Source organism: Streptomyces pactum (assembly GCF_002005225.1).
Lineage (GTDB): Bacteria > Actinomycetota > Actinomycetes > Streptomycetales > Streptomycetaceae > Streptomyces > Streptomyces pactum_A.
The window spans coordinates 6,161,271-6,185,744 of record NZ_CP019724.1 but is presented as its reverse complement, the minus strand read 5'-3'; the positions used below and the strand labels follow the sequence as shown (position 1 = coordinate 6,185,744).

Here is a 24,474-nt window from a genome sequence, read left to right as displayed (position 1 = left end):
GGCAAAACGTTACGTACGTGATCGCGTTCCGGGGTGCACCGACGCCGCCCGGGCGCGGTGCGCACGGGCCCTCCGTGGCGTTCGACCGGGGCCGGTACTGTTCGGCGAATGAGCTCGCTGAATCTCGACGACTTCACCGATCTGATCGAGCGCCCCGACGGCGGGGTGCGCCGCGACGCCGAGGCGCGCCGGGAGCGCCAGGTCGTCCCGCCCGGATCGCTGGGCCGCCTGGACGACCTGGGCGAGTGGCTGGCCGCGGCGCAGTCCGCCGTACCGGTGCGGCCGGTCGAACGGCCGCGGGTGGTGCTCTTCGCCGGTGACCACAAGGTGGCCGAGCTGGGCGTCTCGGCGCGGCCCGCGGGCAGCGCCGGCGAGCTGGTGCGCGAGGTCCTGGAGGGCGGCCGGCCCGTGTCCGTGCTCGCCCGCCGCCTCGGTGTGCCGGTGCGGGTCGTCGACATGGGCCTGGACTGCGACCCGGAGACACTGCCGGCCGACGTCGTACGGCACCGGGTGCGGCGCGGCGGCGGGCGCATCGACGTCGAGGACGCGCTGACCCAGGAGGAGGCGGAGGCCGCCTTCCGGGCCGGGATGGCGGTGGCCGACGAGGAGGCCGACTCCGGCACGGATCTGGTGGTGCTCGGCGACGTGAGCGTGGGCGGGACCACGGCGGCGGGCGTGCTGGTCGCCGCGCTGTGCGGGACCGACGCGTCGGTCGTCACCGGGCGGGGCGGGCTGGCCATCGACGACCTGGCCTGGATGCGCAAGTGCGCGGCGATCCGGGACGCGCTGCGCCGCGCCCGGCCGGTCCTCGGGGACCAGTTGCGACTGCTGGCGACCGTGGGCGGTGCCGACCTCACCGCGATGACGGGTTTCCTGCTGCAGAGCGCGGTGCGGAAGTTGCCGGTGATCCTGGACGGCGTCGTGACGGTCGCGTGCGCGCTGGTCGGGCAGCGGGTCGCGTTCCGGGCGCCGGACTGGTGGCTGGCCGCGCACGACAGCGGGGAGCCGGGCCAGGCCAAGGCGCTGGACCGGATGGCCCTGGAGCCGCTGCTGTCCCAGGGCGTGACCGTGGGCGAGGGGGCGGGGGGCCTGCTGGCGCTGCCACTGGTGCAGGCGGCGGCGGCGCTGGCGGCGGAGCTGCCCGAGGTCCGCGACGACGAGGCCGCGGCCGACGAGGCCGCGGTCGACGCCGACGCCCGGTGAGCCGGCGCCGGCCGCCCACCCGGCACGCGAGCCGCGCCGCGCGCACCCCCGCCGGACCCGCACCGGCCGCCGCGGGCGTCAGCGGTGGTCCGGAGCCGGATCCGGGCGGCCGCCGATCCAGTCCTGGAAGGCGCGGCGGGGCCCGGACCAGCGGCGGTCGTGGCGGTAGGCGCGCAGCCGGGACTTGGCGCGGGCGCGCGGGCGGCGGCCGTAGCAGCGCCGGGCCCAGGGCGAGCCGGGACGGGCCAGGCGGATCGCGCCGATCAGGGCGACGAGGGGGACGATCACCCCGAAGACCGCGAGGCGGGTCTTGCCCTTGGCCAGGGCGAGCAGGGAGAAGAAGAAGTTCCCGGCGACGGCCGCGATGACGCCCGCGCGGTTTTGCGACTCGTCCTCGGACATGCCGTCGACACCGAACGGCGTGAATCCGGCGAGGACCAGGACGACCAGGGCCGCGGTGACCACCACGACCTCCACGCTCTGCCGGCCCGCCTCGGTCCAGTAGACGTCGTCGAGGTGCAGGACCAGCGCGAACTCGTCCAGGACGAGGCCCGCCCCGATGCCGAAGACCACCGCCGCGAGGGCGGAGCCGAACCCGTTCCGGCCCCCCGCGACCGCGCCGAAGCCGCCGATGACGGTGAGGACGATCCCCGGCACGACGTGGTGGATGTGCACCCCGCCCGACTCGACGTTGCCGAAGGGGCCCCGGCCGGCCCGGATGAGGCGGGTGACGGCCCGGGTGATCACGAACGTCAGGACGAAGGCCGCCAGGGCGAGAAGCAGCGGCAGCTTGCCCGGTTCCATGATGTTGCGCTGCCACCAATCTCCCATATGCGCACTTTATCCCCGACGGCCTCCGGCGCCCCGGTGACCGCCGGGTAGTCTGCGCCGGTGCTCAGGACCCCCTCGCCCGACGGCCTCCGCTTCGCGTTCGGCACCCTCACCGTGTTCCCGGTCAAGGTGACCCGATGGGACCGGGAGGCGGCGCGCGGCGGCATGCTGTGCGCGCCGCTGGCCGGGCTGGCCATCGGCACCGCCGCCGCGGCGGCCGGGCTCCTGCTGCTGTTCCTGGGCGCGGGAAGCCTGCTCGCGGCGGTCGCCACGGCAGCCGTACCCGCCGCGCTCACCCGCGGGCTGCACCTGGACGGGCTGGCCGACACCGCGGACGGACTCGGCAGCGGGAAGCCCGCCGGGGACGCGCTGCGGATCATGAAGCAGTCGGACATCGGACCGTTCGGCGTACTCGTCCTCGTGTTCGTGCTGCTGGCCCAGGTGGCCGCGCTGGCCCGGGCCTACGACGGTTCCTGGGCGCGGGGCGCGCTCGCCGCCGTCGTCTCGGCGGCCGCGGCCCGGCTGGCCCTCACCCTCGCCGCCCGGGCCGGGGTGCCCGCCGCCCGCCCGGAGGGACTGGGCGCGGCGGTCGCCGGGGTGGTGCCGGCGGGTGGCGCGCTGGCGGCCACCGCCGTCGTCACGGCGGCCGGTGCGGCGGCAGGCGCGTTCGCCGGGCCCGGCGACGGGCCGTACGGCGCGCTCCGCACCGCGCTCGCCGTCCTGTGCGCCGTCGCCGTCGCCGAGCTGCTGCTGCGGCACTGCGTCCGCCGCTTCGGCGGGGTCACCGGTGACGTCTTCGGCGGGGTGGCGGAGACGGCGGCCACGACGTCGCTGGTGGTGCTGGTCCTCGGCTGAGCCCCTGGTCCCCCGGGGCCTCGCCCGCCGGCTCCCGGCGGGTGCCTCAGCAGGCCTCCCGCCACACCCCCAGCTCGTACTTCTTCAGCATCGAACTCAGCCCCAGCTCGCGGGACTCGGCGCAGAAGCGGTCGGCCGGCAGCTCGTACTCGACGTGGAAGACCGCCTTGTCCGCGTCGATGAACGGCTGGTTGTCGGCGCACTCGTTGTACTGGGCGCACTGCTCGTTGACCGCGAAGTCGAAGTCGTCCACCAACTGGGGGATCTGGTCCAGGTCGTTCTTCAGACCGACGGCCATGCCGCGGTCGTGGGCGAGCTTCGCGATCAGCCGGTTGTAGCGGAGCTGGTCGTCGGCGGTGAGCGGGAAGCCGGTCTCGTTCCTGTAGCCGTCCATGTTGTCCGGCTCCACCGCGTCGAAGCCCTTCTCGCGGCACATGTCGATGCGCTCGGCCATCAGCGGCTCCAGGACGTCCGTCGCACGGATGTCCAGCCAGCGCTCCCCCTCCCAGCCGTTGCCCCTGCCCAGCACCGACTCCGGGAACTTGTCCGCGTCGGGGCGGAAGTCCTCCCAGGCGCCGGTGGACAGGTAGCAGATGACCTTGCGGCCGTCCTCGTGCAGCCCGGCGACCGTGGCCCCGGTGTGGTCGAAGCCGTCGATGTCGTAGACCGGTACGTCGACGGACGTGTCGAGCCTGCCGCTGAGCTGCCACTGCCACGCGGTGCCGGGCCGGGGCCGCCAGTGGTCGCCGGCCTCCGGATCGTCGTCGTTGGCAGACGCGCAGCCCGCGAGGAGCAGGAGAAGGGCTGTCGACAGGGCCGGCCGGCGTCTCACTGGCGTGCTCCAGGGTGTGGGGTGGCGAGGTGGTGTACGCCGGGAATGATCTCCCATCCCGGGGGCCGCGCGGCGAACCGCGCCCCGCGGGAGCGAGCGGGGGCGGCCGCGAGCGTAGGCTCGTGCCGGGTGTTTGCCTGCCCGGGTAAAGACCGCATCGCAGGAGGGATCTAGGGTCGGTTGTCGGGCCCGGTCGACCCACCCGCATTCGGCCACAGCAAGACTTCATACGGAAGCGAGATTTCACCACCGTGACTGCTCTCACTCTCAGCACCGCCGCGGCGCCCGGCCTGCGGGCCGACGCGATCGTGATCGGTGTCGCCAAGGGCACGGCGTCCAGGTCCGAAGGTCTGGTCGTCGCACCGGGCGCGGAGGCCGTGGACAAGGCGTACGACGGCCGGCTCGCCGGCGTCCTGGAGACCCTCGGTGCCACCGGCGCCGAGGGCGAGGTGACGAAGCTGCCCGCTCCGTCCGGCTTCAAGGCGCCCGTCGTGGTGGCGGTGGGCCTCGGCGCCCGGCCCGAGAAGGACGCCGCTTTCGACGCCGAGGCGCTGCGCAGGGCCGCCGGTGTGGCCGCCCGCGCCCTCGCCGGCGCCAAGAAGGCCGCCTTCGCCCTCCCGCTCACCGAGGCCGCCGACGCCGGCGCCGTCGGCGAGGGTGTGCTGCTGGGCGCGTACTCCTTCGACGCCTACAAGGAGCCCGGCAAGGAGGCCAAGGCCAAGAACGGCAAGGCCCCGCTGGCCGAGGCCGCGCTGCTGGGCGGCAAGCCCCGCGACAAGGCGTACAAGGCGGCGATCGAGCGTGCCGCGGCCGTCGCCGAGGAGCTGAACCGCGCCCGCGACCTGGTCAACACCCCGCCGAACGACCTCAACCCCGAGGCGTTCGCGGCGGTCGCGCAGGCCGCCGCCAAGGAGCACGGCATCAAGGTGCAGGTGCTCGACGAGAAGGCGCTCACCAAGGGCGGCTACGGCGGCATCCTCGGCGTCGGCGCCGGGTCGGCGTCGGGCCCGCGCCTGGTGAAGCTGTCGTACACCTCGTCCAAGGCGACGAAGTCGCTCGCCTTCGTCGGCAAGGGCATCACCTACGACTCGGGCGGCATCTCGCTGAAGCCGGCCGGGCACAACGAGACCATGAAGTGCGACATGGCCGGTGCCGCCGCCGTGTTCGCCGCGGTCGTCGCCGCCGCCCGCCTCGGCCTCGAGGTCAACGTGACCGGCTGGCTGGCGCTGGCCGAGAACATGCCGTCCGGCTCCGCGACCCGCCCGGGCGACGTGCTGCGCATGTACAGCGGCAAGACGGTGGAGGTGCTCAACACCGACGCCGAGGGCCGGCTCGTGCTCGCCGACGCGCTGTGGGCGGCCTCGCAGGAGAAGCCGGACGCGATCGTCGACGTGGCGACCCTGACCGGCGCGATGATGCTGGCGCTGGGCAACCGGACGTACGGGATCATGGCGAACGACGACGCGTTCCGTGCCGCGGTGCACGAGGCGGCGGAGGAGGTCGGCGAGCCGGCCTGGCCGATGCCGCTGCCGGAGCACCTGCGCAAGGGCATGGACTCGGCGACCGCCGACATCGCCAACATGGGTGAGCGGATGGGCGGCGGGCTGGTGGCCGGCCTGTTCCTGCGCGAGTTCGTCGGCGAGGGGATCACCTGGGCGCACCTGGACGTCGCGGGCCCGGCGTTCAACGAGGGCGGGCCGTTCGGGTACACCCCGAAGGGCGGGACGGGCACGGCTGTGCGGACGCTCGTGCGGGTCGCCGAGCTGACGGCCGCGGGGGATCTCGGCTGACGTCGCCCGCGCGCTCGGGGCGCGGGTGATCGTGACCGCGGGCCCGCCGTGGCTCGTCGCGCCGGTCCCCGCGCCCCGCACGGCGCTGTCCGGCCGCCCCTGACAAGGGAACGTGGGGCGTCTCACACCCCGGCCCCACGTCTCGTTCGCCTCTCACAAGTGCGAAGATGGGGCTCGGCAGGACAGGGCCCCACCTAAGGGCCGAGAACAAAGAGCGGCCGGACACCAGCCGCCGACCGGTCACTGGAGACCGGCGTGGCGCACATGCATGGAGGACGTGACGTGGCGAACGACGCCAGCACCGTTTTCGACCTAGTGATCCTCGGCGGTGGCAGCGGTGGTTACGCCGCGGCCCTGCGCGGGGCGCAGTTGGGCCTGGACGTCGCCCTGATCGAGAAGAACAAGCTCGGCGGCACCTGCCTGCACAACGGCTGCATTCCCACCAAGGCCCTGCTGCACGCGGGCGAGATCGCCGACCAGGCCCGCGAGAGCGAGCAGTTCGGCATCAAGACGTCCTTCGAGGGCGTCGACATGGCGGGCGTGCACAAGTACAAGGACGACGTGGTCGCCGGCCTGTACAAGGGCCTGCAGGGTCTGGTCGCCTCCCGCAAGGTGACCTACATCGAGGGCGAGGGCCGGCTGTCCTCCCCCACCTCCGTCGACGTGAACGGCCGGCGTGTCCAGGGCCGCCACGTCCTGCTGGCGACCGGCTCCGTGCCGAAGTCGCTGCCGGGCCTGGAGATCGACGGCAACCGGATCATCTCCTCCGACCACGCCCTCGTCCTGGACCGCGTGCCGAAGTCGGCGATCATCCTGGGCGGCGGTGTCATCGGCGTCGAGTTCGCCTCCGCGTGGAAGTCCTTCGGCACCGACGTCACGGTCATCGAGGGTCTCAAGCACCTCGTGCCGGTCGAGGACGAGAACAGCTCCAAGCTGCTGGAGCGCGCCTTCCGCAAGCGGGGCATCAAGTTCAACCTGGGCACCTTCTTCGAGAAGGCCGAGTACACCCAGGACGGCGTCAAGGTCACCCTCGCCGACGGCAAGGAGTTCGAGGCCGAGGTCCTGCTCGTCGCCATCGGCCGCGGCCCGGTCTCCCAGGGCCTGGGCTACGAGGAGGCCGGGGTCGCCATGGACCGCGGCTACGTCCTGGTCGACGAGTACATGCGGACGAACGTCCCGACGATCTCCGCCGTCGGTGACCTCGTCCCCACCCTCCAGCTCGCGCACGTCGGCTTCGCCGAGGGCATGCTGGTGGCGGAGCGGCTGGCCGGTCTGAAGACCGTCCCGGTCGACTACGACGGTGTGCCGCGGGTGACGTACTGCCACCCGGAGGTCGCCTCCGTCGGCATCACCGAGGCCAAGGCCAAGGAGATCTACGGTGCGGACAAGGTCGTCGCCCTGAAGTACAACCTGGCGGGCAACGGCAAGAGCAAGATCCTGAAGACCGCGGGCGAGATCAAGCTCGTCCAGGTCAAGGACGGTGCCGTGGTCGGCGTCCACATGGTCGGCGACCGCATGGGCGAGCAGGTCGGCGAGGCCCAGCTCATCTACAACTGGGAGGCCCTGCCGGCCGAGGTGGCCCAGCTCGTCCACGCCCACCCGACGCAGAACGAGGCGCTCGGCGAGGCCCACCTGGCGCTGGCCGGCAAGCCCCTGCACTCCCACGACTGACCTCCCTCGGTCATTGGGCGCGACGACACAGACTTCCGCAATTCGTAAGGAGCAACCGAAACCATGGCGGTTTCCGTAACCCTTCCGGCGCTCGGCGAGAGCGTCACCGAGGGCACCGTCACCCGTTGGCTGAAGGCCGAGGGTGAGCGCGTCGAGGCCGACGAGCCGCTGCTCGAGGTCTCGACCGACAAGGTCGACACCGAGATCCCGGCCCCCGCCTCCGGCGTGCTGTCCTCCATCAAGGTGGCCGAGGACGAGACCGTCGAGGTCGGCGCCGAGCTGGCGCTGATCGACGACGGCTCCGGCGCCCCCGCGGCCGAGGAGGCCCCGGCCGCCGAGCAGGCTCCGCAGGCCGAGCAGGTCGCGGAGCCGGCACCCGAGCCGGCACCGGCCGCCCCGTCCACCGAGCAGGCCGCCCCGGCGCCCGCTCCCACCGCCGAGGCCTCCACCGGCGGCGGCGCCGCCGAGGGCACGGACGTGGTCCTGCCCGCGCTCGGCGAGTCCGTCACCGAGGGCACCGTCACCCGCTGGCTGAAGTCGGTCGGCGACAGCGTCGAGGCCGACGAGCCGCTGCTCGAGGTGTCCACCGACAAGGTCGACACCGAGATCCCGGCCCCCGCCTCCGGCACCCTGCTGGAGATCGTGGTCGGCGAGGACGAGACCGCCGAGGTCGGCGCCAAGCTCGCCGTCATCGGTGCGGCGGGTGCCGCTCCGGCGGCCGCCCCGGCCCAGGAGGCCCCGGCCGCCCCCGCGCAGCCCGAGCCCACCCAGGCCCCGGCCGCCCCCGCGCAGCCCGAGCCCGCCCAGGCCCCGGCGCCGACTCCGGCCCCGGCGCCGGCACCGCAGCAGGCCGCCCCGGCCCAGCAGGCCCCGGCCGCCCCCGCGGCTGCGGCCCCGCAGGCGCCCGCGCCGGCCCCGGCCGCCACCCCGGCCGTCCCGGCCGCCGCCCAGCCGGTGGACGAGGGCGCCTACGTCACCCCGCTGGTGCGCAAGCTCGCCGCCGAGAACGGCGTCGACCTGTCCACCGTCAAGGGCACCGGCGTCGGCGGCCGTATCCGCAAGCAGGACGTCACCGCCGCGGCCGAGGCCGCGAAGGCCGCCGCCCCGGCTCCGGCCGCCGCTGCCGCGCCCGCCGCGAAGAAGGCCCCCGTCCTGGAGGCCTCCCCGCTGCGCGGCCAGACCGTCAAGATGCCGCGCATCCGCAAGGTCATCGGCGACAACATGGTCAAGGCGCTGCACGAGCAGGCGCAGTTGTCGTCGGTCGTCGAGGTCGACGTCACCCGCCTGATGAAGCTGCGCGCCCGCGCCAAGGACGCGTTCGCGGCGCGTGAGGGCGTCAAGCTCTCGCCGATGCCGTTCTTCGTCAAGGCCGCGGCCCAGGCGCTGAAGGCGCACGCGCCGATCAACGCCAAGATCAACGAGGCCGAGGGGACCATCACCTACTTCGACACCGAGAACGTCGGTATCGCGGTGGACTCCGAGAAGGGCCTGATGACCCCGGTCATCAAGAACGCCGGTGACCTCAACCTGGCCGGCATCGCCAAGGCGACCGCCGACCTGGCGGGCAAGGTCCGGGCCAGCAAGATCAGCCCGGACGAGCTGGCGGGTGCGACCTTCACCATCAGCAACACCGGTTCGCGCGGCGCGCTGTTCGACACGATCATCGTGCCGCCGGGCCAGGTCGCCATCCTCGGCATCGGTGCCACGGTCAAGCGTCCGGCCGTCATCGAGACGGAGGACGGCCCGGTCATCGGCGTCCGCGACATGACGTACCTGACCCTGTCCTACGACCACCGCCTGGTGGACGGCGCCGACGCCGCCCGCTACCTGACGGCGGTCAAGGCGATCCTGGAGGCGGGCGAGTTCGAGGTCGAGCTCGGCCTGTAACCCCCTGCCCGTGGGCCTGTACGGTGCCCCCGCCCGGAGCTTCCCGGGCGGGGGCACCGTCGTGTGCGGGCCGTATCCGTCGTGTAAGTCTCGTCTCACCTGCGTGAAAGCGCCCCCGTGCGCCCTTCCGGCCGGCGGTGACGGCCGTATTGTTTCTCAACGTCAGTCGCCCCAGGGGGCCGGAAGGGCCCTCTCCCGAAGGAGCTCTCATGACCGCGCCCGTCGTCCACTCGCTGCGCGAACAGATCCGCGAGCACATCCTGGAAGGGATCATCAGCGGACGCTGGCAGCCGGGCGAGCGGATCGTGGAGCGCCGGATCGCCACCGAGCTGGAGGTCAGCCAGACGCCGGTGCGGGAGGCGCTGCGGGAGCTGGAGTCGCTGCGGCTGATCGAGTCGGCGCCGAACAAGGGCGTACGCGTACGCAACCTGACCGCCGCCGACCTGGAGGAGAGCTACCCGGTCCGGGCCGGTCTGGAGGCGATCGCGGCGGAGCTGGCGGCGGACCGGCTCGCCGAGGACTGCTCCGCCCTCGAACCGCACGTCGCCGCACTGTACGAGGCCGACCGGGTGTCCGACGGGACGGCCCAGGTGCGGCACACGGTGGGCTTCCACCGGGAGCTGGTGCGGGCGGCCGGCAACTCGGTGCTGCTGCACACCTGGGAGGGCCTGGGCATCGAGGTGTTCACGGCGCTGTCGATACGGTGGCTGGGGACGGTGCAGCAGTCGTACGCGGAGGAGCACGACGAGCTGGTCGCAGCGTTCCGGCGCCGGGACCCGCGGATCGACGAGATCGTGAAGGCCCACGTCCTGGGCTGCGCCCCCCGCGCGTAGTCAGTCGCCCCCGCCACCGCTGCGGGGGCGCGGGGGACCGCGTGATCAGCCAGGCCGCACCCGCACCCGCCACGCCTGCGAACCACCCGAGCTCTACCGCGCTCACCTGCACGAACACCCACCAGGGCGGGACACGCCGTGCCATCGGCGGAGGCACCCCGTGCCTACTTTCTCGTGATCAAGAGGTTTTGCCCCTCAACCCTTTGATCGATCATCGATCAGCGAGTTACAGTCACGGACGGGCTTCCACCAGAGCCTCAGCCCTGTCCTGCCAAAGACCTAGGGCACCCCCGAACCCTTGACGATGAGGGAACCCCCTTCGACTGAGGAAGGCGGCGACATGACCGACCCCAAAGCCATCCAGCCGAGCGAGCTCGACCAGCTCCCGGACCGCGACCCCGAGGAGACCGCCGAGTGGCGGGCCTCCCTGGACGCCGTTACCAAGGCGGCCGGGCCGCACCGTGCCGCGTACCTGATGCGCCGCACACTGGAGCGCGCCGAGGGCGCCGGCCTCGCGCTGCCGAAGCTCCTCGAGACGGACTACGTCAACTCCATCCCGACCGCCGACGAGCCCGCCGTGGACGGCGACGAGGCGATGGAGCAGCGGATCACCGCCTGGAACCGCTGGAACGCGGCGGCGATGGTGACCCGCGGCAGCAAGCACGGCGTCGGCGGCCACATCGCCACCTTCGCCTCCGCGGCCTGGCTGTACGAGACCGGCTTCAACCACTTCTTCAAGGGCAAGGAGGGTGACGGCTCCGGCGACCAGCTCTACATCCAGGGCCACGCCTCCCCCGGCATCTACGCCCGCGCCTTCCTCGACGGCCGGCTGAGCGAGGAGCAGCTCGACAACTTCCGCCGCGAGGCCGGCGGCAACGGCCTGCCGTCCTACCCGCACCCGCGCCGGCTGCCCTGGCTGTGGGAGTTCCCCACCGTCTCCATGGGCCTCGGCCCGATCTCCGCGATCTACCAGGCGCGGTTCAACCGCTACCTGACCAGCCGCGGCATCAAGGATCTGACCGACTCCCACGTGTGGGCGTTCCTCGGCGACGGCGAGATGGACGAGCCCGAGTCCACCACCGCGCTCACCCTCGCCTCCCGCGAGGGCCTGGACAACCTGACCTTCGTCATCAACTGCAACCTGCAGCGCCTCGACGGCCCGGTCCGCGCCAACTTCAAGATCGTGCAGGAGCTGGAGGCGCAGTTCCGCGGCGCCGGCTGGAACGTCGTGAAGTCGCTGTGGGGCACGGCGTGGGACGAGCTGTTCCAGCTCGACACCACCGGCGCGCTCGTACGCCGCCTGCGCGAGGTACCGGACGCGCAGGTGCAGACGTACCAGACGCGCGACGCCGCCTACATCCGCGAGGACTTCTTCGGCAAGGACCCGGCGCTCGTCGAGATGGCGAAGCTGCTGAGCGACGACAAGATCCTCGAGTGCTTCCACTACTCGCGCGGCGGCCACGAGTCCCGCAAGGTCTACGCCGCCTACCGGGCCGCGCTCGCCCACAAGGGCGCGCCGACCGTGATCCTGGCCCAGACGGTCAAGGGCCACACCCTCGGCAAGGGCTTCGCGTCCAAGAACGCCAACCACCAGATGAAGAAGCTCTCGGTGGACGAGTTCAAGGACATGCGCGACCTGCTCGGCCTGCCGATCAAGGACAGCGACTTCACCGACGGCGTGGTCCCCTACGGCCACCCGGGCGCCGACTCCCCCGAGGTCCGCTACCTCCAGGAGCGCCGCGCCGCCCTCGGCGGTCCGGCCCCGGCCCGCCGCGTGCACCCGGTCGCGCCGCTGCCCGCGCCCGCCGAGAAGGCGTTCGCGTCCTTCGACAAGGGCTCCGGTTCGCAGAGCGTGGCCACCACGATGGCCTTCGTCCGCCTGGTCAAGGACCTGGTCCGCGACAAGGAGACCGGCAAGCGCTGGGTGCCGATCGTCCCCGACGAGGCGCGCACCTTCGGCATGGAGAGCCTCTTCCCGTCCCTGGGCATCTACTCGCCCAAGGGCCAGACGTACGAGCCGGTCGACCGCGACCAGCTCATGTACTACAAGGAGGCCGAGAACGGCCAGATCCTCAACGAGGGGATCACCGAGGCCGGTTCGATGGCCGACTTCATCGCCGCTTCCACGTCGTACGCGACGCACGGCGAGGCGATGATCCCGTTCTACATCTTCTACTCGATGTTCGGCTGGCAGCGCACGGCCGACCAGATGTGGCAGCTCGGCGACCAGCTCGGCCGCGGCTTCCTGGTCGGCGCCACGGCCGGCCGGACCACGCTGACCGGTGAGGGCCTCCAGCACGCGGACGGCCACTCGCCCGCGATCGCGGCGACCAACCCGGCGGCGCTGACGTACGACCCGGCCTTCGCCTACGAGGTCGCGGCGATCGTCAAGGACGGTCTGCGCCGGATGTACGGCGAGGCGGCCCCGGACGAGGACCCGAACGTCTTCTACTACCTGACCGTCTACAACGAGCCGATGCCGCAGCCGGCCAAGCCGTCCGCCGCCGGCGTGGACGAGGGCATCGTCAAGGGCCTGTACCGCTTCAACACGGCGGAGACGGCGGGCCTGGCCCCGGCCGCGAACGCCCCGCGCATCCAGCTCCTGGGTTCCGGCACGGCGATCCACTGGGCGCTGAAGGCGCAGCGACTGCTCACCGAGGAGTGGGGTGTGGCCGCCGACGTGTGGTCCGCGACCTCCTGGACGGAGCTGCGCCGGGACGCGATGGAGGCCGACGCGGCGCTGCTGCGCGGCGAGGAGCGGGTGCCGTACGTCCGTCAGGCGCTCCAGGGCGCCGAGGGCCCGGTCCTCGCGGTCTCCGACTACATGCGTCAGGTCCCGGACCAGATCGCGCAGTGGGTCGAGCAGGACTGGTCCTCGCTGGGCGCCGACGGCTTCGGTCTGTCGGACACCCGTGAGGCCGCCCGCCGCCACTTCGGCGTCGACGCCGAGTCCATCGTGGTCGCGGCCCTGGCCCAGCTCGCGGGGCGCGGCGAGGTCAAGGCGACGGCCGTGAAGGAGGCGCGCGAGCGCTACGGCCTGTAAGGACCGGTACGACGTGAGGAGGCCCCCGCCGCGGCGGGGGCCTTCCGCGTTCTCCTGCATCATGTGGGCATGCGCGCTGCCCGCCTGATCAAGATGGTGCTCCTCCTCCAGTCCCGCCCGTCGATGACCGCCACCGAGCTGGCCCGGGAGCTGGAGGTGTCGGAGCGGACCGTGACGCGGGACGCGCAGGCGCTGTCGGAGGCGGGCGTGCCGGTGTACGCGGAGCGCGGCCGGGTCGGCGGCTACCGGCTGATCGGCGGCTACCGCACCCGGTTGACCGGACTCGCCCGGGGCGAGGCGGAGGCACTGTTCCTGTCCGGGGTGCCGGGGGCGCTGCGCGAGATGGGTCTTCAGGACGCCGCGTCCGCGGCCCGCCTGAAGGTGTCGGCGGCCCTGCTCCCCTCCCTCCGGGACGCCTCCCGTACGGCCGCGCAGCGGTTTCACCTGGACGCGCCGAACTGGTTCCGGGAGCCGGAGACGCCCGAGCTGCTGCCGGCGGTCGCGGACGCGGTCTGGGACGACCGGACCGTCGCCGCGCGCTACCGGCGCGGGGAGGACGAGGTCGTCCGGGAGCTGGAGCCGTACGGGCTCGTGCTGAAGGCGGGGGTCTGGTACCTGTGCGCGCGGGTCGCGCGGGCGGCGGACGACGGGGCCTTCCGGGTGTACCGCATCGACCGGTTCACGGCGGTGGAGGCGGGTGAGGAGCGCTTCGCGCGGGACGACGGCTTCGACCTGCCCGCGTTCTGGGCGGAACGGGCCGAGCAGTTCGCCCGGTCGATCCTGCGGGCGGAGGTCGTGGTGCGGCTGTCGGCGCAGGGGGCGCGGGGGCTGCCGTACGCCGTCGGCGCGCTGTCCGCCCGGGAGGCGCTGGCGGCCGCCGGCGCGCCGGACGCGGACGGGTGGGTGACGGTGACGCTGCCCGTGGAGTCCGAGGAGGTCGCGTACACGCAGCTCGCGGGGCTCGGTCCGGAGGCGGAGGTGCTGGCACCACGGACGCTGCGGGAGCGGTTCGCGCGGGACGCACGGCGGCTGGCCGGGTTGTACGGCGACGGGGCGGACGGGGACGGCCCGAAAGGCGACGGGGCGGACGTGGACGGGTCGGAGGCCGACGGGGTGGACGGGGACAGGTCCGAGGCCGACGGGGTGGACGGGGACGGGTTGGACGGGGGCGGGGTGGACGGGGAGGCGGATCCGGCCGGCACATAACGATCCGCCGCACTCCACGTGCGTACCACCCCTGCAGGGCCGATGCTGGACCCGTGATGGACGAGACGGAGTTCTGGGAGCTGATCGACGCCACCCGGCAGGGCGCCGACGGCGACCCCGAGGACCAGGCCGACCTGCTCGTGGAGCGGCTCCTCGGGATGGACCCGGACCTGGTGCTCGACTTCGCCCGCCACTTCGAGGCCCGTTACAACCGCGCCTGCACCTGGGACCTGTGGGGCGCCGCGTGGGTGCTGCTCGGCGGGGCGAGCGACGACGCCTTCGACTACTTCCGGTGCTGGCTGATCGGCCAGGGCCGCGAGGTGTACGAGGGCGCGGTGCACGATCCCGACTCGCTCGCCGAGCTGCTGGACGACTTCGACGAGGAACTGGACGGCGACGGCGAGGAGCTCGGCTACGCGGCCGACGAGGCCTACGAGCAGCTCACCGGCACCGTCGCCCCCGACCTGGGCATCGCGCCCGCTCCGGCGGAGCCGCTGGGCGCCCCGATCGACCTGGAGGACGACCGGGCGCTCGCCGCGCGGTTTCCCCGCCTGTGGGAGCGGTTCGGGCAGGACTGACCCGCCCGCCCCCGCTCACGCGGTACGGCGGCGGCCCGTGTCCGACGGGAGGTACGCCTGGGGCCGGTCGGCGCCGAGGTCAGCCGGGCCGGCCCTGGAGCCGGGCCGCCTCCTGCCTGATGTCCGGGAGGCGGGCGGTGAGGGCGGCGCCCGGGCAGCTCGTCTGGTAGCCCTCGTCGTGGCCCGCGACGGCGGGCAGGGTGGCGGTGGCGCCGACGGCGTACCGGCTGAGGCCGTTGCTGGAGACCAGGCTGGCCTTTCCACGCGGATCGGTGTCGGTACGGCCGAGCTTCCAGGCGGTCAGCGCGGCGATGGCGTCGGTCAGCGCGTCGGGCACGGGCACGCCGGCGGTGAAGGTGCCGAGGGCGGCGATCCCGGTGGTGCGGTGGTTGAAGCCCTGGGTGTGGGCGCCGGTGACGGCCCGGTCGATGCCGCCCGCGCGGCCCTCGTAGATGGTGCCGCAGCGGTCGACGACGAAGTTGTAGCCGATGTCGTCCCAGTCCCGCGCGCCGGTCTGACCGGTGTAGACGCCGCGGAGGATGGCCGGCACGTCGGCGCAGTCGTAGCCGTTCGGCGTGTCCGTGTGGTGGACGAAGACGGCGAGGATCTTGTCGTCGTAGCGCGGGGGCGGCTGCGCGCGGGCGGCGTCGCCCAGCCAGACCGACCGGGGCACGACGGGCGGCCGGGGCGCGGTGTGCCGGTCCGCCGCGGCCGGCCGGGGGTGCGCCGCGGCGGCCCGTTCCACCCCGCTCGCGCACAGCGCCAGTGCGGCGACGGCGGCCAGACCGGGCAGGCAGCCGAGCAGCACGCGTACCGCGCCCGGCAGGCGGGCGGCGCCCGGCATGGGAACCGCGCGCCGTTCCCGGGCGTCGGGCGGTCCTCGGAAGACACGCATGGATCCACTGTCCGGCGGATCCGGTCCGCCCGCGATGTGTGCTGTGCCACGCGGTGGAACCATCGTCCCGGTCCACGACGTTTTCCGTTTGACCGCTCCCACTCGCACTCACTCGTACTCACTCGCCGACACGCACGGGGGCCGTAGCCGGACAGCCACGGCGTCGCGGGCTGATCACCGGGACCGTCCGGCACGTACTCAGGGACCGAGGCCCGCGGGGCCCGGACGGAAAGGCGGCTCGCGTGGACCTGCTCGACATCGTGCTGGTGCTGGTGGTGCTGGCCTACGCGGCCTCCGGCTACCGGCGCGGACTGCTGGCCGGCTGTGTCTCGCTGGCCGGCTTCGTGGGCGGCGCGGTGATCGGCGTGTGGGTCCTGCCGTGGGTGATGGACCTGGTGTCGCCGGGGTCGACGGCGGCGACGGTGACCGCCGTGTTCACGGTGCTGCTGCCGGCGGTGGCCGGCCACGAACTGGCGGGGCGGCTGGCGCTGCGGCTGCGCCGGGAGCTGGACGCCGGCCCGCTCCGGGTCGCCGACGGTGTCGGCGGCGCGGTGGCCAACGCGGCGGCCGCGCTGATCGTGGCGTGGGTGGCGGCGAGCGTGCTGGCGGCGTCCTCGTCCTCGCTGCTGACCTCGGCGATCCGGGACTCGACGGTGCTGGGCGCGGTGCAGCGGACGATGCCGGACACCACCCCGGCGTGGTTCTCCCGGGCGACGTCCGCACTGACCGAGGCGGGGTTCCCGCGGGTCTTCAACCCGTTCGAGAACGAGTCGACCGCCCAGGTCGCCGACCCCTCCGGCGACAGCGTCACGGCGGCGGCCACCAACGCGGCCAAGCTCAGCACGGTCAAGGTCGAGGGCGTCGCCGGCACCCAGGGCCGGGAGGGCAGCGGCTTCGTCTACGCGCCGGAGCACGTGATGACCAACGCCCACGTGGTGGCCGGCATCGACGACCCGACCGTGCGGGTCGGCGGGGTGGGCCCGTCGTACGAGGCGCGGGTGGTGCTGTTCGACCCGGGCGAGGACGTGGCCGTGCTGTACGTCCCGGACCTGGCCGCGCCCGTCCTGCGGTTCGACGACGACGCGGAGCGCGGCGACCCCGCGGTGGTCGCGGGCTATCCGCAGGACGGCGACCTGGACCTGCGCGCGGCGACGGTGGCGAACCGGATACGGGCGACCGGACAGAACATCTACAGCGACGCGAACGTCACCCGGGAGATCTACTCGATCCGCTCCACGGTCCGCCCCGGCAACTCCGGCGGTCCCCTGCTGACCACCGACGGCCGGGTGTACGGCGTGGTCTTCGCCCGCTCCACCTCCGACGCCCGGACCGGATACGTGCTGACGGCGGACGAGGTGGCCGACGACGCGCGGCGCGCGGCGGACGCGACGGAGGCGGTGGACACCGGCGAGCCCGTCACGTCGTGAGCGTCGGCGACCGGTCACGAGCCGGTCAGGGACCGATCACCCGGTCACGAGTCGGCCGGGGGCCGGCCGGGAGCGGGCCGAGGGTCGGCCACGAGCCGGTCAGGGGCCGGTCAGGAGCCGGTCAGGGGCCGACCAGCGACTGCCCCATCAGCACGTCGTCGACGTACTCGCCGTCGAGATGGAACTCCTGCGGCTGCACTCCCTCGACGACGAAGCCCTCGGACTCGTAGAGCTTGCGGGCCGCGGTGTTGTGGCCCAGCACGCGCAGGGTGACGCGCCGGGCACCCAGGCGGCGGGCCTCCTGCACGGCGGCCCGGACGAGCGCGCGGCCGACGCCGTTGCCGCGGGCCGCGTCGGAGACGGCGAGGCCGCGGATCTGGCGTACGTGGGCGTTGGAGGCCAGTGGCGTGGGGAAGCCGAGGCGGACGTAGCCGACGACGGCGCCGTCCAGTTCGGCGACCAGGTGGTCGGCGGGGCCCGAGGTCTCGCGGAAGAAGGGGTCGTCCGGTCCCGGCGGGGGCGAGACGGCGTGCAGCGAGGACCAGGTCTCCTGGTCGAGCCGGCGCAGCGGCTGCTCGTCGTCGGGTCTGGCGTGGCGTATGTGCGGGACTGGCATGACGATCACTGTACGACGGGGAACCGGGAGCCGGTCCGGGGTTTTTCCGGGCCCGCGCGGCAGGATGGGCGCATGGAGGATGGGCGCATGGACAGGGTACGTTCCCGCGTGGCGGTGGCCGGCGCGTCCGGTCTCATCGGCGGCGCGCTGGCGCGGTCCCTGGCCGCGGACGGGCACGAGGTGGTGCGCCTGGTACGCCGCGCGCCCCGGGACGCGGACGAGGTCCGGTGGGATCCCGAGGGGGGTCGCGTGGACGCGGCCGGGCTCGACGGGTGCGACGCCGTGGTCAATCTGGCCGGGGCCGGGGTGGGCGACCACCGCTGGACCGACGCGTACAAGACACGCATCCGCAGCAGCCGGGTGCACGGCACGACGGCGCTCGCGGAGGCCGTCGCCTCGCTGGAGCGGCGTCCGCGGGTCTTCGTGAACGGCAGCGGGATCGGCTTCTACGGGGAGACCGGTGACCGGGCCGTCGACGAGAGCGCACCCGCGGGCGAGGGCTTCCTGCCGTCCCTGTGCGTGGAATGGGAGGCCGCCGCGGTCCCCGCCCGGGAGGCGGGCGTACGGACGGTGTTCGTGCGGACCGGGCTGGTCGTCGCCCGCCGGGGCGGTGCCTGGGGGCGGCTCTTCCCGCTCTTCCGGGCGGGGCTCGGCGGACGGCTCGGTGACGGGTCCCAGTACTGGTCCTTCGTGGCGCTGCACGACGAAGTGGCGGCCATCCGGCACCTTCTGGACCGCGAGGACCTCTCCGGCCCCTTCAACCTGACCGCCCCGCACCCGCTGACGAACCGTGAGGTCACCGCGGCCATGGGGCGCGTGCTGCACCGCCCGGCCCCTTTCGCGGTGCCCGCCCCGGTCCTGCGCGCGGCGCTCGGCGAGATGGCCGGCGACGTCCTGGGCAGCGCCCGGGTACTCCCGGCCCGCCTGCTGGAATCGGGCTTCCGCTTCGCGTTCCCGGAGATCGACGGGGCGATCCGGGCGGCGCTCTGAGGGAACCGGCGCCGACCACGCGCCGACCCGTGCCGACCACTTGGTGGCCATACCGAGCTCGCATGCGACCGTCGTGCGACCGTGCCCTGTCTCCGTGCGACTCCCCTTGACCGTTTCCGGCCCTAACCTCGACTCGAACTCGGGTATCCCTCAAGCCGGTTGGGGGCATGACGTCCTCAGCGGCCGCGCAACCTCGAGGAGGGGCACGTGCTTGAGCCCGCGTACCAGGCGGACGTCGTCGTCGTGGGAGCCGGGATCGCCGGACTCGCCGCGGCGCATCGACTGACCAGCGCAGGAGTGACGACCACGGTCCTGGAGGCCGCCCATGGCGTGGGCGGCCGGATGGCCACCGAGAAGGTCGACGGCTTCCGGCTCGACAGAATCGGCCAGCCGCTGTCCACGGCGTACGCCGAACTACGCCACACCCCAGGGCTCGACGGCCTCGCGCTGCGACCGTTCGCACCCGGGGTCCTCCTGCACAGCGAGGGCCGTCACCACCGCGCGGGCGCTCCGGCGGGCGCGCGGGGCGCAAGGGGCGCACTTCATGCGGTGCGCGCCCTTGCGAGCGCCCCCCGGTCGGTTCCCGCGCCCCGGCGCCCGGCCAACGCGCCGGGGACGTCCGGGGGGCCCGTGACCGCCCCTCGCACCCGGGCGGGGGCCCCGCTGGGCACCGCCGTCGACCAGGCCAGGCTCGGCGCCGCGCTGACCCGCCTGGCGAGCACCCCGGTCGAACGGCTGCTGGCCCGGCCGGAGCTGCCCGCCGCCCAGGCGCTGGCGGTCCGCGGGCTGCCGGCCCGCACGATCGACGGCTTCCTGCGCCCGCTGCTCGCCGCCCTGCTGTGCGACCCGGAGCTCACGACCTCCAGCCGGTGCGCCGACCTGGCGCTGCACGCCTTCGCCGGCGGGCGGCTCGGGCTGCCCGAGGGCGGCGCCGAGGCGCTGCCGGAGCTGCTGGCACGGGCGCTGCCGCCCGGCACCGTGCACACCGGCGTCCGGGTCATTTCGGTCGCCACCAACGCCGTGACCACCGCGGAGCACGGCGTCATCCGCTGCCGGGCCGTCCTCGTGGCGACCGACGCCCGCGCCGCGGCCGAGCTGCTGCCGGGCCTCAGGGTGCCGGACTTCCACCCGGTGACGGTCGTGCACCACACGACGGACGTCCCCCCGGCGACCGGCGCCTCCCTGCTGCTGGACGCGGACCGCGGCGGCCCGGTCGCCCACACGGCGGTGGTCAGCCACGTGGACCCGTCCCGCGCACCGGCCGGGCGCGTCCTCGTCTCGTCGACGGTCCTGGGCGCTGTCCCGTCCGACGTCGACACCGCCGTACGCATCCATCTGTCCCGCCTCTACGGCACCCCGACCACCCGCTGGGAGACCCTCGCCGTGCACCACACGCCCGAGGCGGTGCCCGCGATGCGCGCACCGCACGATCTGCGCAGGCCGGTGCGGCTCCTGGCCGGCCTGTACGTGTGCGGCGACCACCGCGACACGAGCACGGTCCAGGGCGCGCTGCACTCGGGCCACCGGGCGTCGGCGGCGATCCTGACGGACCTGGGAGCGGGCCGGCCGATGCACACGGCGGAGGCCCTGCCCACGGCCCGCGCCGCCTAGCGGCCCGCCGACGCGACCGCTGCCCGGGACGTGCCCCGGGCAGCCCGTCGTCGCGCGCCCCGCCCGGCTCCCCGGCACCGCCGCCTCGTCCCGGCTACCGGCTACCCCAGCGCCGCCACCCTGTCCCGGTACCCCCGCACCGGCGCCGCGTCCCGGTACGGCTCCAGGCGCCGTTCGAAGTCGCGTACGTACTCCGTCGCGCGCACCGACCGCATCTCGGCCGCCTGCCCGGCCGCCTCGGCGGCCAGTTGGCAGGCCTGGTCCAGTTCGCCGAGGCCGAGCCGGGCGGTGGCGAGGACGACCCGGCAGAAGAGCCGGCTGCGGGCGTAGACGGGGGCGCGCAGTTGCAGCGAGCGTTCCGCGTGCTGGGCGGCGGCGCGGAACTGCTGCAGGTCGCGGTGGCAGTGCCCGAACTCGTCGGCGAGCTGCGCCTCGTCGAAGAAGCGCGCCCAGTGCGGCACGTCGTCGCCGGGCCGGGCGGTCTCCAGGGCGCGCTCCGCCCGGACCAGCGAGGCGGTGCAGGCCCGCACCTCGCCGAGCAGGCCGTGCGCCCGGGCCTCGGCGGCGTGCAGCAGCGTCTGCACGACCGGCGGCGCGGAGGTCCCCACGCCCTGCTGCGCCACCCGCGCGAGCTGCACCGCCTCCCGCCCGTGGCCCAGGTAGACGGCCTGGCGGCTCATGGTGACCAGCACGTACGAGCCGTACGCCCGGTCGCCGGCCGCCTGCGACAGCCGCAGCGCCTGTACGAAGTAGCGCTGGGCGAGGCCGTGCGCGGCGATGTCGTAGGAGGTCCAGCCCGCGAGCCGGGTCAGGTCGGCGGCGGCGGCGAACAGCCGGCGGCCGGTCTGCTCGCCGTAGGTGCCGCGCAGCATCGGTTCCAGCTCGTGCTCCAGGTAGCGCACGAGGGCCTGGCGGGCGTGTCCGCCGCCGTACCGGTCGTCCAGGCTGCGGAACAGCTCGCCGACCGAGCGCAGCGCGGCGAGGTCGCCGCCGGTCACCTTCTGGCCGGGCGCGCGCTCGGCCGGGACCCGCCGGCGGGACGGGGCGAGCTGGGCGGGGATTCCTGGTGTCGCCGGACGGCCCTGCGCGGGGATGCGTACGGGCACCTCGACCCGGGCCACCTTCTCGTCGGCGCGGCCGATCAGCCAGTCCCGGCTGGGCACCACGAGGCCCGCCGGAGTGAAGGCGATCTTGCGCAGTTCGGCGTGGCTGCCGGAGTCCTTGCGCCACAGCCCGCCGACGATGTCGACGGCCTCGTCCGGGGACGCGGCGAACTCCAGCCCCGCGTAGACGGGCGCGCAGGCGTCCAGACCGAGGTCCTGGGCGGTGAGGCGGCGGCCGAGGCGCCGGGTGAAGACCTCGGCGATCAGGGCCGGGGTGGTGCCGCGGGGCTGCTGGCCGCGCAGCCACCGGGTGACGGACGTCTTGTCGTATCTCAGGTCCAGGCCGTGTTCGAGTCCGAGCTGGTCGACGCGACGCGCGAGACCCGCGTTGGAGAACCCCGCTTCGGCGATGAGCGCGGCTAGCTGGCGGTTGGGGGTGCGCTGCGCGGGTCGTTCCGTCATGGTGCGGTGCGGTCTCCTGCCTTCCGGGCGTTCGATGTGCCCGGAGCGCCTGTGAGCAGCCCTTATGGCCTCTCGAACGGCGCGAATGTAGCGGAGAGTAAACACCCGATCGCACACTTCGACCGGCATTCATCCGATCGTGTGAGGATTGCCCGCCCTGCTGACGGCGAACGGACGGTCGTACAGTGGCGTGGGCACGGTTCGTGCCTTACGACCTTCCAGGGAGGCACTTGCCGTGAGTGAGCTGCGGTTCGTCCGAATGGGGTTCGGTGCCGATCGCGTCGAGTACCAGGAGGCGTGGGACGAGCAACGCCGGGTGCACGCCGCGCGGTTCGCCGACGAGGTCCCCGACACGGTGCTGCTCCTCGAACACCCGCCGGTCTACACCGCCGGCCGGCGCACCGAGGACGGCGAGCGTCCGCTGGACGGCACACCGGTCGTCGACGTCGACCGCGGCGGCAAGATCACCTGGCACGGTCCGGGCCAGCTCGTGGGCTACCCGATCCAGAAGCTCCCGCGTCCGGTGGACGTGGTGGCGCACGTACGGCGGCTGGAGGAGGCCCTGATCCGCACCTGCGCGGAGTTCGGCCTGGAGACCAGCCGGGTGGAGGGCCGCAGCGGGGTCTGGGTGCTCGGCGACCCGGTCGAGCGGCGCCCCGCGCTCGGCGGACTCTCCCTGGACTTCGACCCGCGCCTGACGGACGACGAGTTCGACCCCCGCCTGAACGGCCCCGACTACGCCCCGTCCAACGCCGGCCAGCGCCGCGAGGACCGCAAGATCGCCGCGATCGGCATCAGGGTCGCCAAGGGCGTCACCATGCACGGCTTCGCCCTGAACGTGAACCCGGACAACAAGTGGTTCGACAAGATCATCCCGTGCGGCATCCGCGACGCGGGCGTCGCCTCACTGGCGGGCGAACTCGGCCGTGATGTCACCATCGAGGAGGTACTGCCGGTGGCGGAACGCCATCTGCGGGACGTCCTGGAGAACGCGGACCCGAAGCCGCGGGTGATCGAGAAGACGCCCGCATGACTCCCGCGCCGGCGGCATGAAACCAGCCCGTCCGGCGTTGGAGGACGAGGCCGTTCAGGCCGGGAGCGGGGGCCTGGGGGCGACAGCCCCCGGCAGGGCCGGTACCACCGCCGACCAACAAATCAACGGGCGTACCCTGAAGAACGCCGAAGAATCAATCGCTAGGGAGCCGGTCGTGTCCGCAGTCGCACCCGACGGACGCAAGATGCTGCGCCTGGAGGTCCGCAACAGCCAGACCCCCATCGAGCGCAAGCCCGAGTGGATCAAGACCCGGGCGAAAATGGGCCCCGAATACACCAAGATGCAGAACCTCGTGAAGAGCGAGGGCCTGCACACGGTCTGCCAGGAAGCCGGCTGCCCCAACATCTACGAGTGCTGGGAGGACCGCGAGGCGACCTTTCTCATCGGCGGCGACCAGTGCACGCGGCGCTGCGACTTCTGCCAGATCGACACCGGCAAGCCCGAGGCGCTCGACCGCGACGAGCCGCGCCGGGTCGGCGAGTCCGTGGTCACCATGGACCTGAACTACGCCACCATCACCGGCGTCGCCCGTGACGACCTGCCGGACGGCGGCGCCTGGCTGTACGCCGAGACGGTGCGCCAGATCCACCAGCAGACGGCGGAGCGCGCGGACGGCCGCACCAAGGTCGAGCTGCTGGCCCCCGACTTCAACGCGGTGCCGGAGCTCCTCCAGGAGGTCTTCGCCTCCCGCCCCGAGGTCTTCGCGCACAACGTCGAGACGGTGCCCCGGATCTTCAAGCGCATCCGCCCCGGTTTCCGCTACGAGCGCTCCCTGAAGGTCATCACCGAGGCCCGCGACTACGGTCTGGTCACGAAGTCGAACCTGATCCTCGGCATGGGCGAGACCCGCGAGGAGATCAGCGAGGCGCTGAAGCAGTTGCACGAGGCGGGCTGCGAGCTGATCACCATCACGCAGTACCTGCGCCCGTCGGTGCGCCACCACCCCGTGGAGCGCTGGGTCAAGCCGCAGGAGTTCGTGGAGCTTCAGCAGGAGGCCGAGCAGATCGGCTTCTCCGGCGTGATGTCGGGCCCGCTGGTGCGGTCCTCGTACCGGGCCGGACGGCTTTACCGGATGGCGATGGAGCAGCGTCACTCCGCCACCGTGTGAATTCACGCACAAGTCACTACTCGCCAGTAATGGCCGATACGCCGCGGTCCCGACCGTCCTCGCAGATGAGGACACCGGTCGGGGCCGCGACGCCGTTGTGGCCTGCGGCATCGCGGCTTCACGTCCGTTTGACCGGCGGGTCACGCCCTGGTAACACCAGTCTGTGACCCTGGTATCACACCACGTACACCCGTCTCCGCACCCGGAGCCGTACCGAGGGGGGACCTCCACGATGCAGGCCGCGCCAGTTCGCCCCACCGCCGTCCGCGCCACCGCCATCCCGTCGTTCACCACCGCGCTGCGGGCCGTCGAGTCGCTGCTGATGAGCGGCGGTCAGCGCACCGCCCGGCGCAACGCCTGGACCTCCGTGCTGGAGGACCGCCGCCGCGCCGAGGACCGGATCGAGACGGAGCGCGTCCTGCGGCAGTCCGTCGCCGGCCGCCCCTGATCCCGGTCCGGCCCGCGTCCCCTCCCCCGCG

The 24,474-nt window shown here is 73.6% G+C and carries 20 protein-coding genes; 15 read left to right on the top strand and 5 right to left on the bottom strand.

Going from position 1 to position 24,474, the window contains the following annotated elements; all coding sequences use genetic code 11:
- The first annotated feature begins 108 nt into the window (after positions 1–108).
- Positions 109–1,203, top strand: a complete 1,095-nt coding sequence (gene cobT, locus B1H29_RS26440) for a nicotinate-nucleotide--dimethylbenzimidazole phosphoribosyltransferase (protein WP_055416560.1) — start codon at positions 109–111, stop codon at positions 1,201–1,203.
- Positions 1,204–1,281: 78 nt separating this feature from the next.
- Here cobT and B1H29_RS26435 read toward each other — a convergent pair whose 3' ends face one another.
- Positions 1,282–2,034: a hypothetical protein gene (locus tag B1H29_RS26435; RefSeq protein ID WP_055416561.1), complete on the bottom strand. Its 753-nt coding sequence runs from the start codon at positions 2,032–2,034 to the stop codon at positions 1,282–1,284.
- A gap of 60 nt (positions 2,035–2,094) precedes the next feature.
- On the opposite strand from B1H29_RS26435, the gene B1H29_RS26430 reads away from it, so the two are divergent.
- Positions 2,095–2,889 (top strand): adenosylcobinamide-GDP ribazoletransferase, encoded by a 795-nt coding sequence (locus B1H29_RS26430; RefSeq protein ID WP_055416562.1) that lies wholly within the window; start codon positions 2,095–2,097, stop codon positions 2,887–2,889.
- Positions 2,890–2,935: 46 nt separating this feature from the next.
- On the opposite strand, the gene B1H29_RS26425 is transcribed toward B1H29_RS26430, so the two are convergent.
- The gene (locus B1H29_RS26425; protein WP_055416563.1) at positions 2,936–3,721 is read right to left on the bottom strand and encodes an endo alpha-1,4 polygalactosaminidase; all 786 of its coding nucleotides are present in this window, start codon (positions 3,719–3,721) and stop codon (positions 2,936–2,938) included.
- A gap of 251 nt (positions 3,722–3,972) precedes the next feature.
- Between B1H29_RS26425 and B1H29_RS26420 the strand changes: the two genes are divergently transcribed.
- The 7 genes from B1H29_RS26420 to B1H29_RS26390 all read left to right on the top strand — a co-directional run bounded on the left by B1H29_RS26420 (position 3,973) and on the right by B1H29_RS26390 (position 14,729).
- Positions 3,973–5,511, top strand: a complete 1,539-nt coding sequence (locus B1H29_RS26420; RefSeq protein WP_055416564.1) for a leucyl aminopeptidase — start codon at positions 3,973–3,975, stop codon at positions 5,509–5,511.
- Between the two features lie 282 nt (positions 5,512–5,793).
- Positions 5,794–7,182, top strand: coding sequence for a dihydrolipoyl dehydrogenase (lpdA, locus tag B1H29_RS26415; RefSeq protein WP_055416565.1), 1,389 nt, complete (start codon positions 5,794–5,796; stop codon positions 7,180–7,182).
- A 63-nt stretch (positions 7,183–7,245) separates the two neighbouring features.
- Complete coding sequence (gene sucB, locus B1H29_RS26410) at positions 7,246–9,069, top strand: 2-oxoglutarate dehydrogenase, E2 component, dihydrolipoamide succinyltransferase (RefSeq protein ID WP_055416566.1); 1,824 nt, start codon at positions 7,246–7,248, stop codon at positions 9,067–9,069.
- A 209-nt stretch (positions 9,070–9,278) separates the two neighbouring features.
- Positions 9,279–9,902, top strand: a complete 624-nt coding sequence (locus tag B1H29_RS26405) for a GntR family transcriptional regulator (RefSeq protein ID WP_055416567.1) — start codon at positions 9,279–9,281, stop codon at positions 9,900–9,902.
- A 340-nt stretch (positions 9,903–10,242) separates the two neighbouring features.
- A complete protein-coding gene (gene aceE, locus B1H29_RS26400; protein ID WP_055416568.1) occupies positions 10,243–12,945 on the top strand; it encodes a pyruvate dehydrogenase (acetyl-transferring), homodimeric type in 2,703 nt (900 codons plus the stop codon).
- A 69-nt stretch (positions 12,946–13,014) separates the two neighbouring features.
- Complete coding sequence (locus B1H29_RS26395) at positions 13,015–14,151, top strand: helix-turn-helix transcriptional regulator (protein WP_234392944.1); 1,137 nt, start codon at positions 13,015–13,017, stop codon at positions 14,149–14,151.
- 56 nt (positions 14,152–14,207) lie between these two features.
- Positions 14,208–14,729: a DUF4240 domain-containing protein gene (locus tag B1H29_RS26390; protein ID WP_055416569.1), complete on the top strand. Its 522-nt coding sequence runs from the start codon at positions 14,208–14,210 to the stop codon at positions 14,727–14,729.
- Positions 14,730–14,808: 79 nt separating this feature from the next.
- Here B1H29_RS26390 and B1H29_RS26385 read toward each other — a convergent pair whose 3' ends face one another.
- Positions 14,809–15,687 (bottom strand): peptidoglycan recognition protein family protein, encoded by an 879-nt coding sequence (locus B1H29_RS26385; RefSeq protein ID WP_063787474.1) that lies wholly within the window; start codon positions 15,685–15,687, stop codon positions 14,809–14,811.
- Positions 15,688–15,866: 179 nt separating this feature from the next.
- Between B1H29_RS26385 and B1H29_RS26380 the strand changes: the two genes are divergently transcribed.
- Positions 15,867–17,051, top strand: a complete 1,185-nt coding sequence (locus B1H29_RS26380; RefSeq protein WP_055416571.1) for a MarP family serine protease — start codon at positions 15,867–15,869, stop codon at positions 17,049–17,051.
- Positions 17,052–17,172: 121 nt separating this feature from the next.
- Here the strand turns inward: B1H29_RS26380 and B1H29_RS26375 are convergent, their stop codons facing one another.
- The gene (locus tag B1H29_RS26375) at positions 17,173–17,667 is read right to left on the bottom strand and encodes a GNAT family N-acetyltransferase (protein ID WP_055417699.1); all 495 of its coding nucleotides are present in this window, start codon (positions 17,665–17,667) and stop codon (positions 17,173–17,175) included.
- A gap of 72 nt (positions 17,668–17,739) precedes the next feature.
- Here B1H29_RS26375 and B1H29_RS26370 point away from each other — a divergent pair, with 72 nt between their 5' ends.
- Positions 17,740–18,657, top strand: coding sequence for a TIGR01777 family oxidoreductase (locus B1H29_RS26370; RefSeq protein WP_055416572.1), 918 nt, complete (start codon positions 17,740–17,742; stop codon positions 18,655–18,657).
- 207 nt (positions 18,658–18,864) lie between these two features.
- Complete coding sequence (locus B1H29_RS26365; RefSeq protein ID WP_055416573.1) at positions 18,865–20,268, top strand: NAD(P)/FAD-dependent oxidoreductase; 1,404 nt, start codon at positions 18,865–18,867, stop codon at positions 20,266–20,268.
- A 101-nt stretch (positions 20,269–20,369) separates the two neighbouring features.
- Here B1H29_RS26365 and B1H29_RS26360 read toward each other — a convergent pair whose 3' ends face one another.
- Entirely contained in the window at positions 20,370–21,833 is a 1,464-nt protein-coding gene (locus B1H29_RS26360; RefSeq protein ID WP_055416574.1) for a hypothetical protein, read from the bottom strand.
- A gap of 235 nt (positions 21,834–22,068) precedes the next feature.
- On the opposite strand from B1H29_RS26360, the gene lipB reads away from it, so the two are divergent.
- The 3 genes from lipB to B1H29_RS26345 all read left to right on the top strand — a co-directional run bounded on the left by lipB (position 22,069) and on the right by B1H29_RS26345 (position 24,443).
- On the top strand, positions 22,069–22,866 hold the full coding sequence (gene lipB / locus B1H29_RS26355) for a lipoyl(octanoyl) transferase LipB (protein WP_055416575.1): 798 nt from the start codon (positions 22,069–22,071) through the stop codon (positions 22,864–22,866).
- Positions 22,867–23,041: 175 nt separating this feature from the next.
- Positions 23,042–23,995 carry a lipoyl synthase gene (gene lipA / locus B1H29_RS26350; RefSeq protein WP_055416576.1) on the top strand — a complete coding sequence of 318 codons (954 nt, stop codon included), beginning with the start codon at positions 23,042–23,044 and terminating at the stop codon, positions 23,993–23,995.
- A gap of 232 nt (positions 23,996–24,227) precedes the next feature.
- Positions 24,228–24,443 carry an SCO2195 family GlnR-regulated protein gene (locus B1H29_RS26345; protein WP_055416577.1) on the top strand — a complete coding sequence of 72 codons (216 nt, stop codon included), beginning with the start codon at positions 24,228–24,230 and terminating at the stop codon, positions 24,441–24,443.
- Positions 24,444–24,474 lie beyond the last annotated feature (31 nt).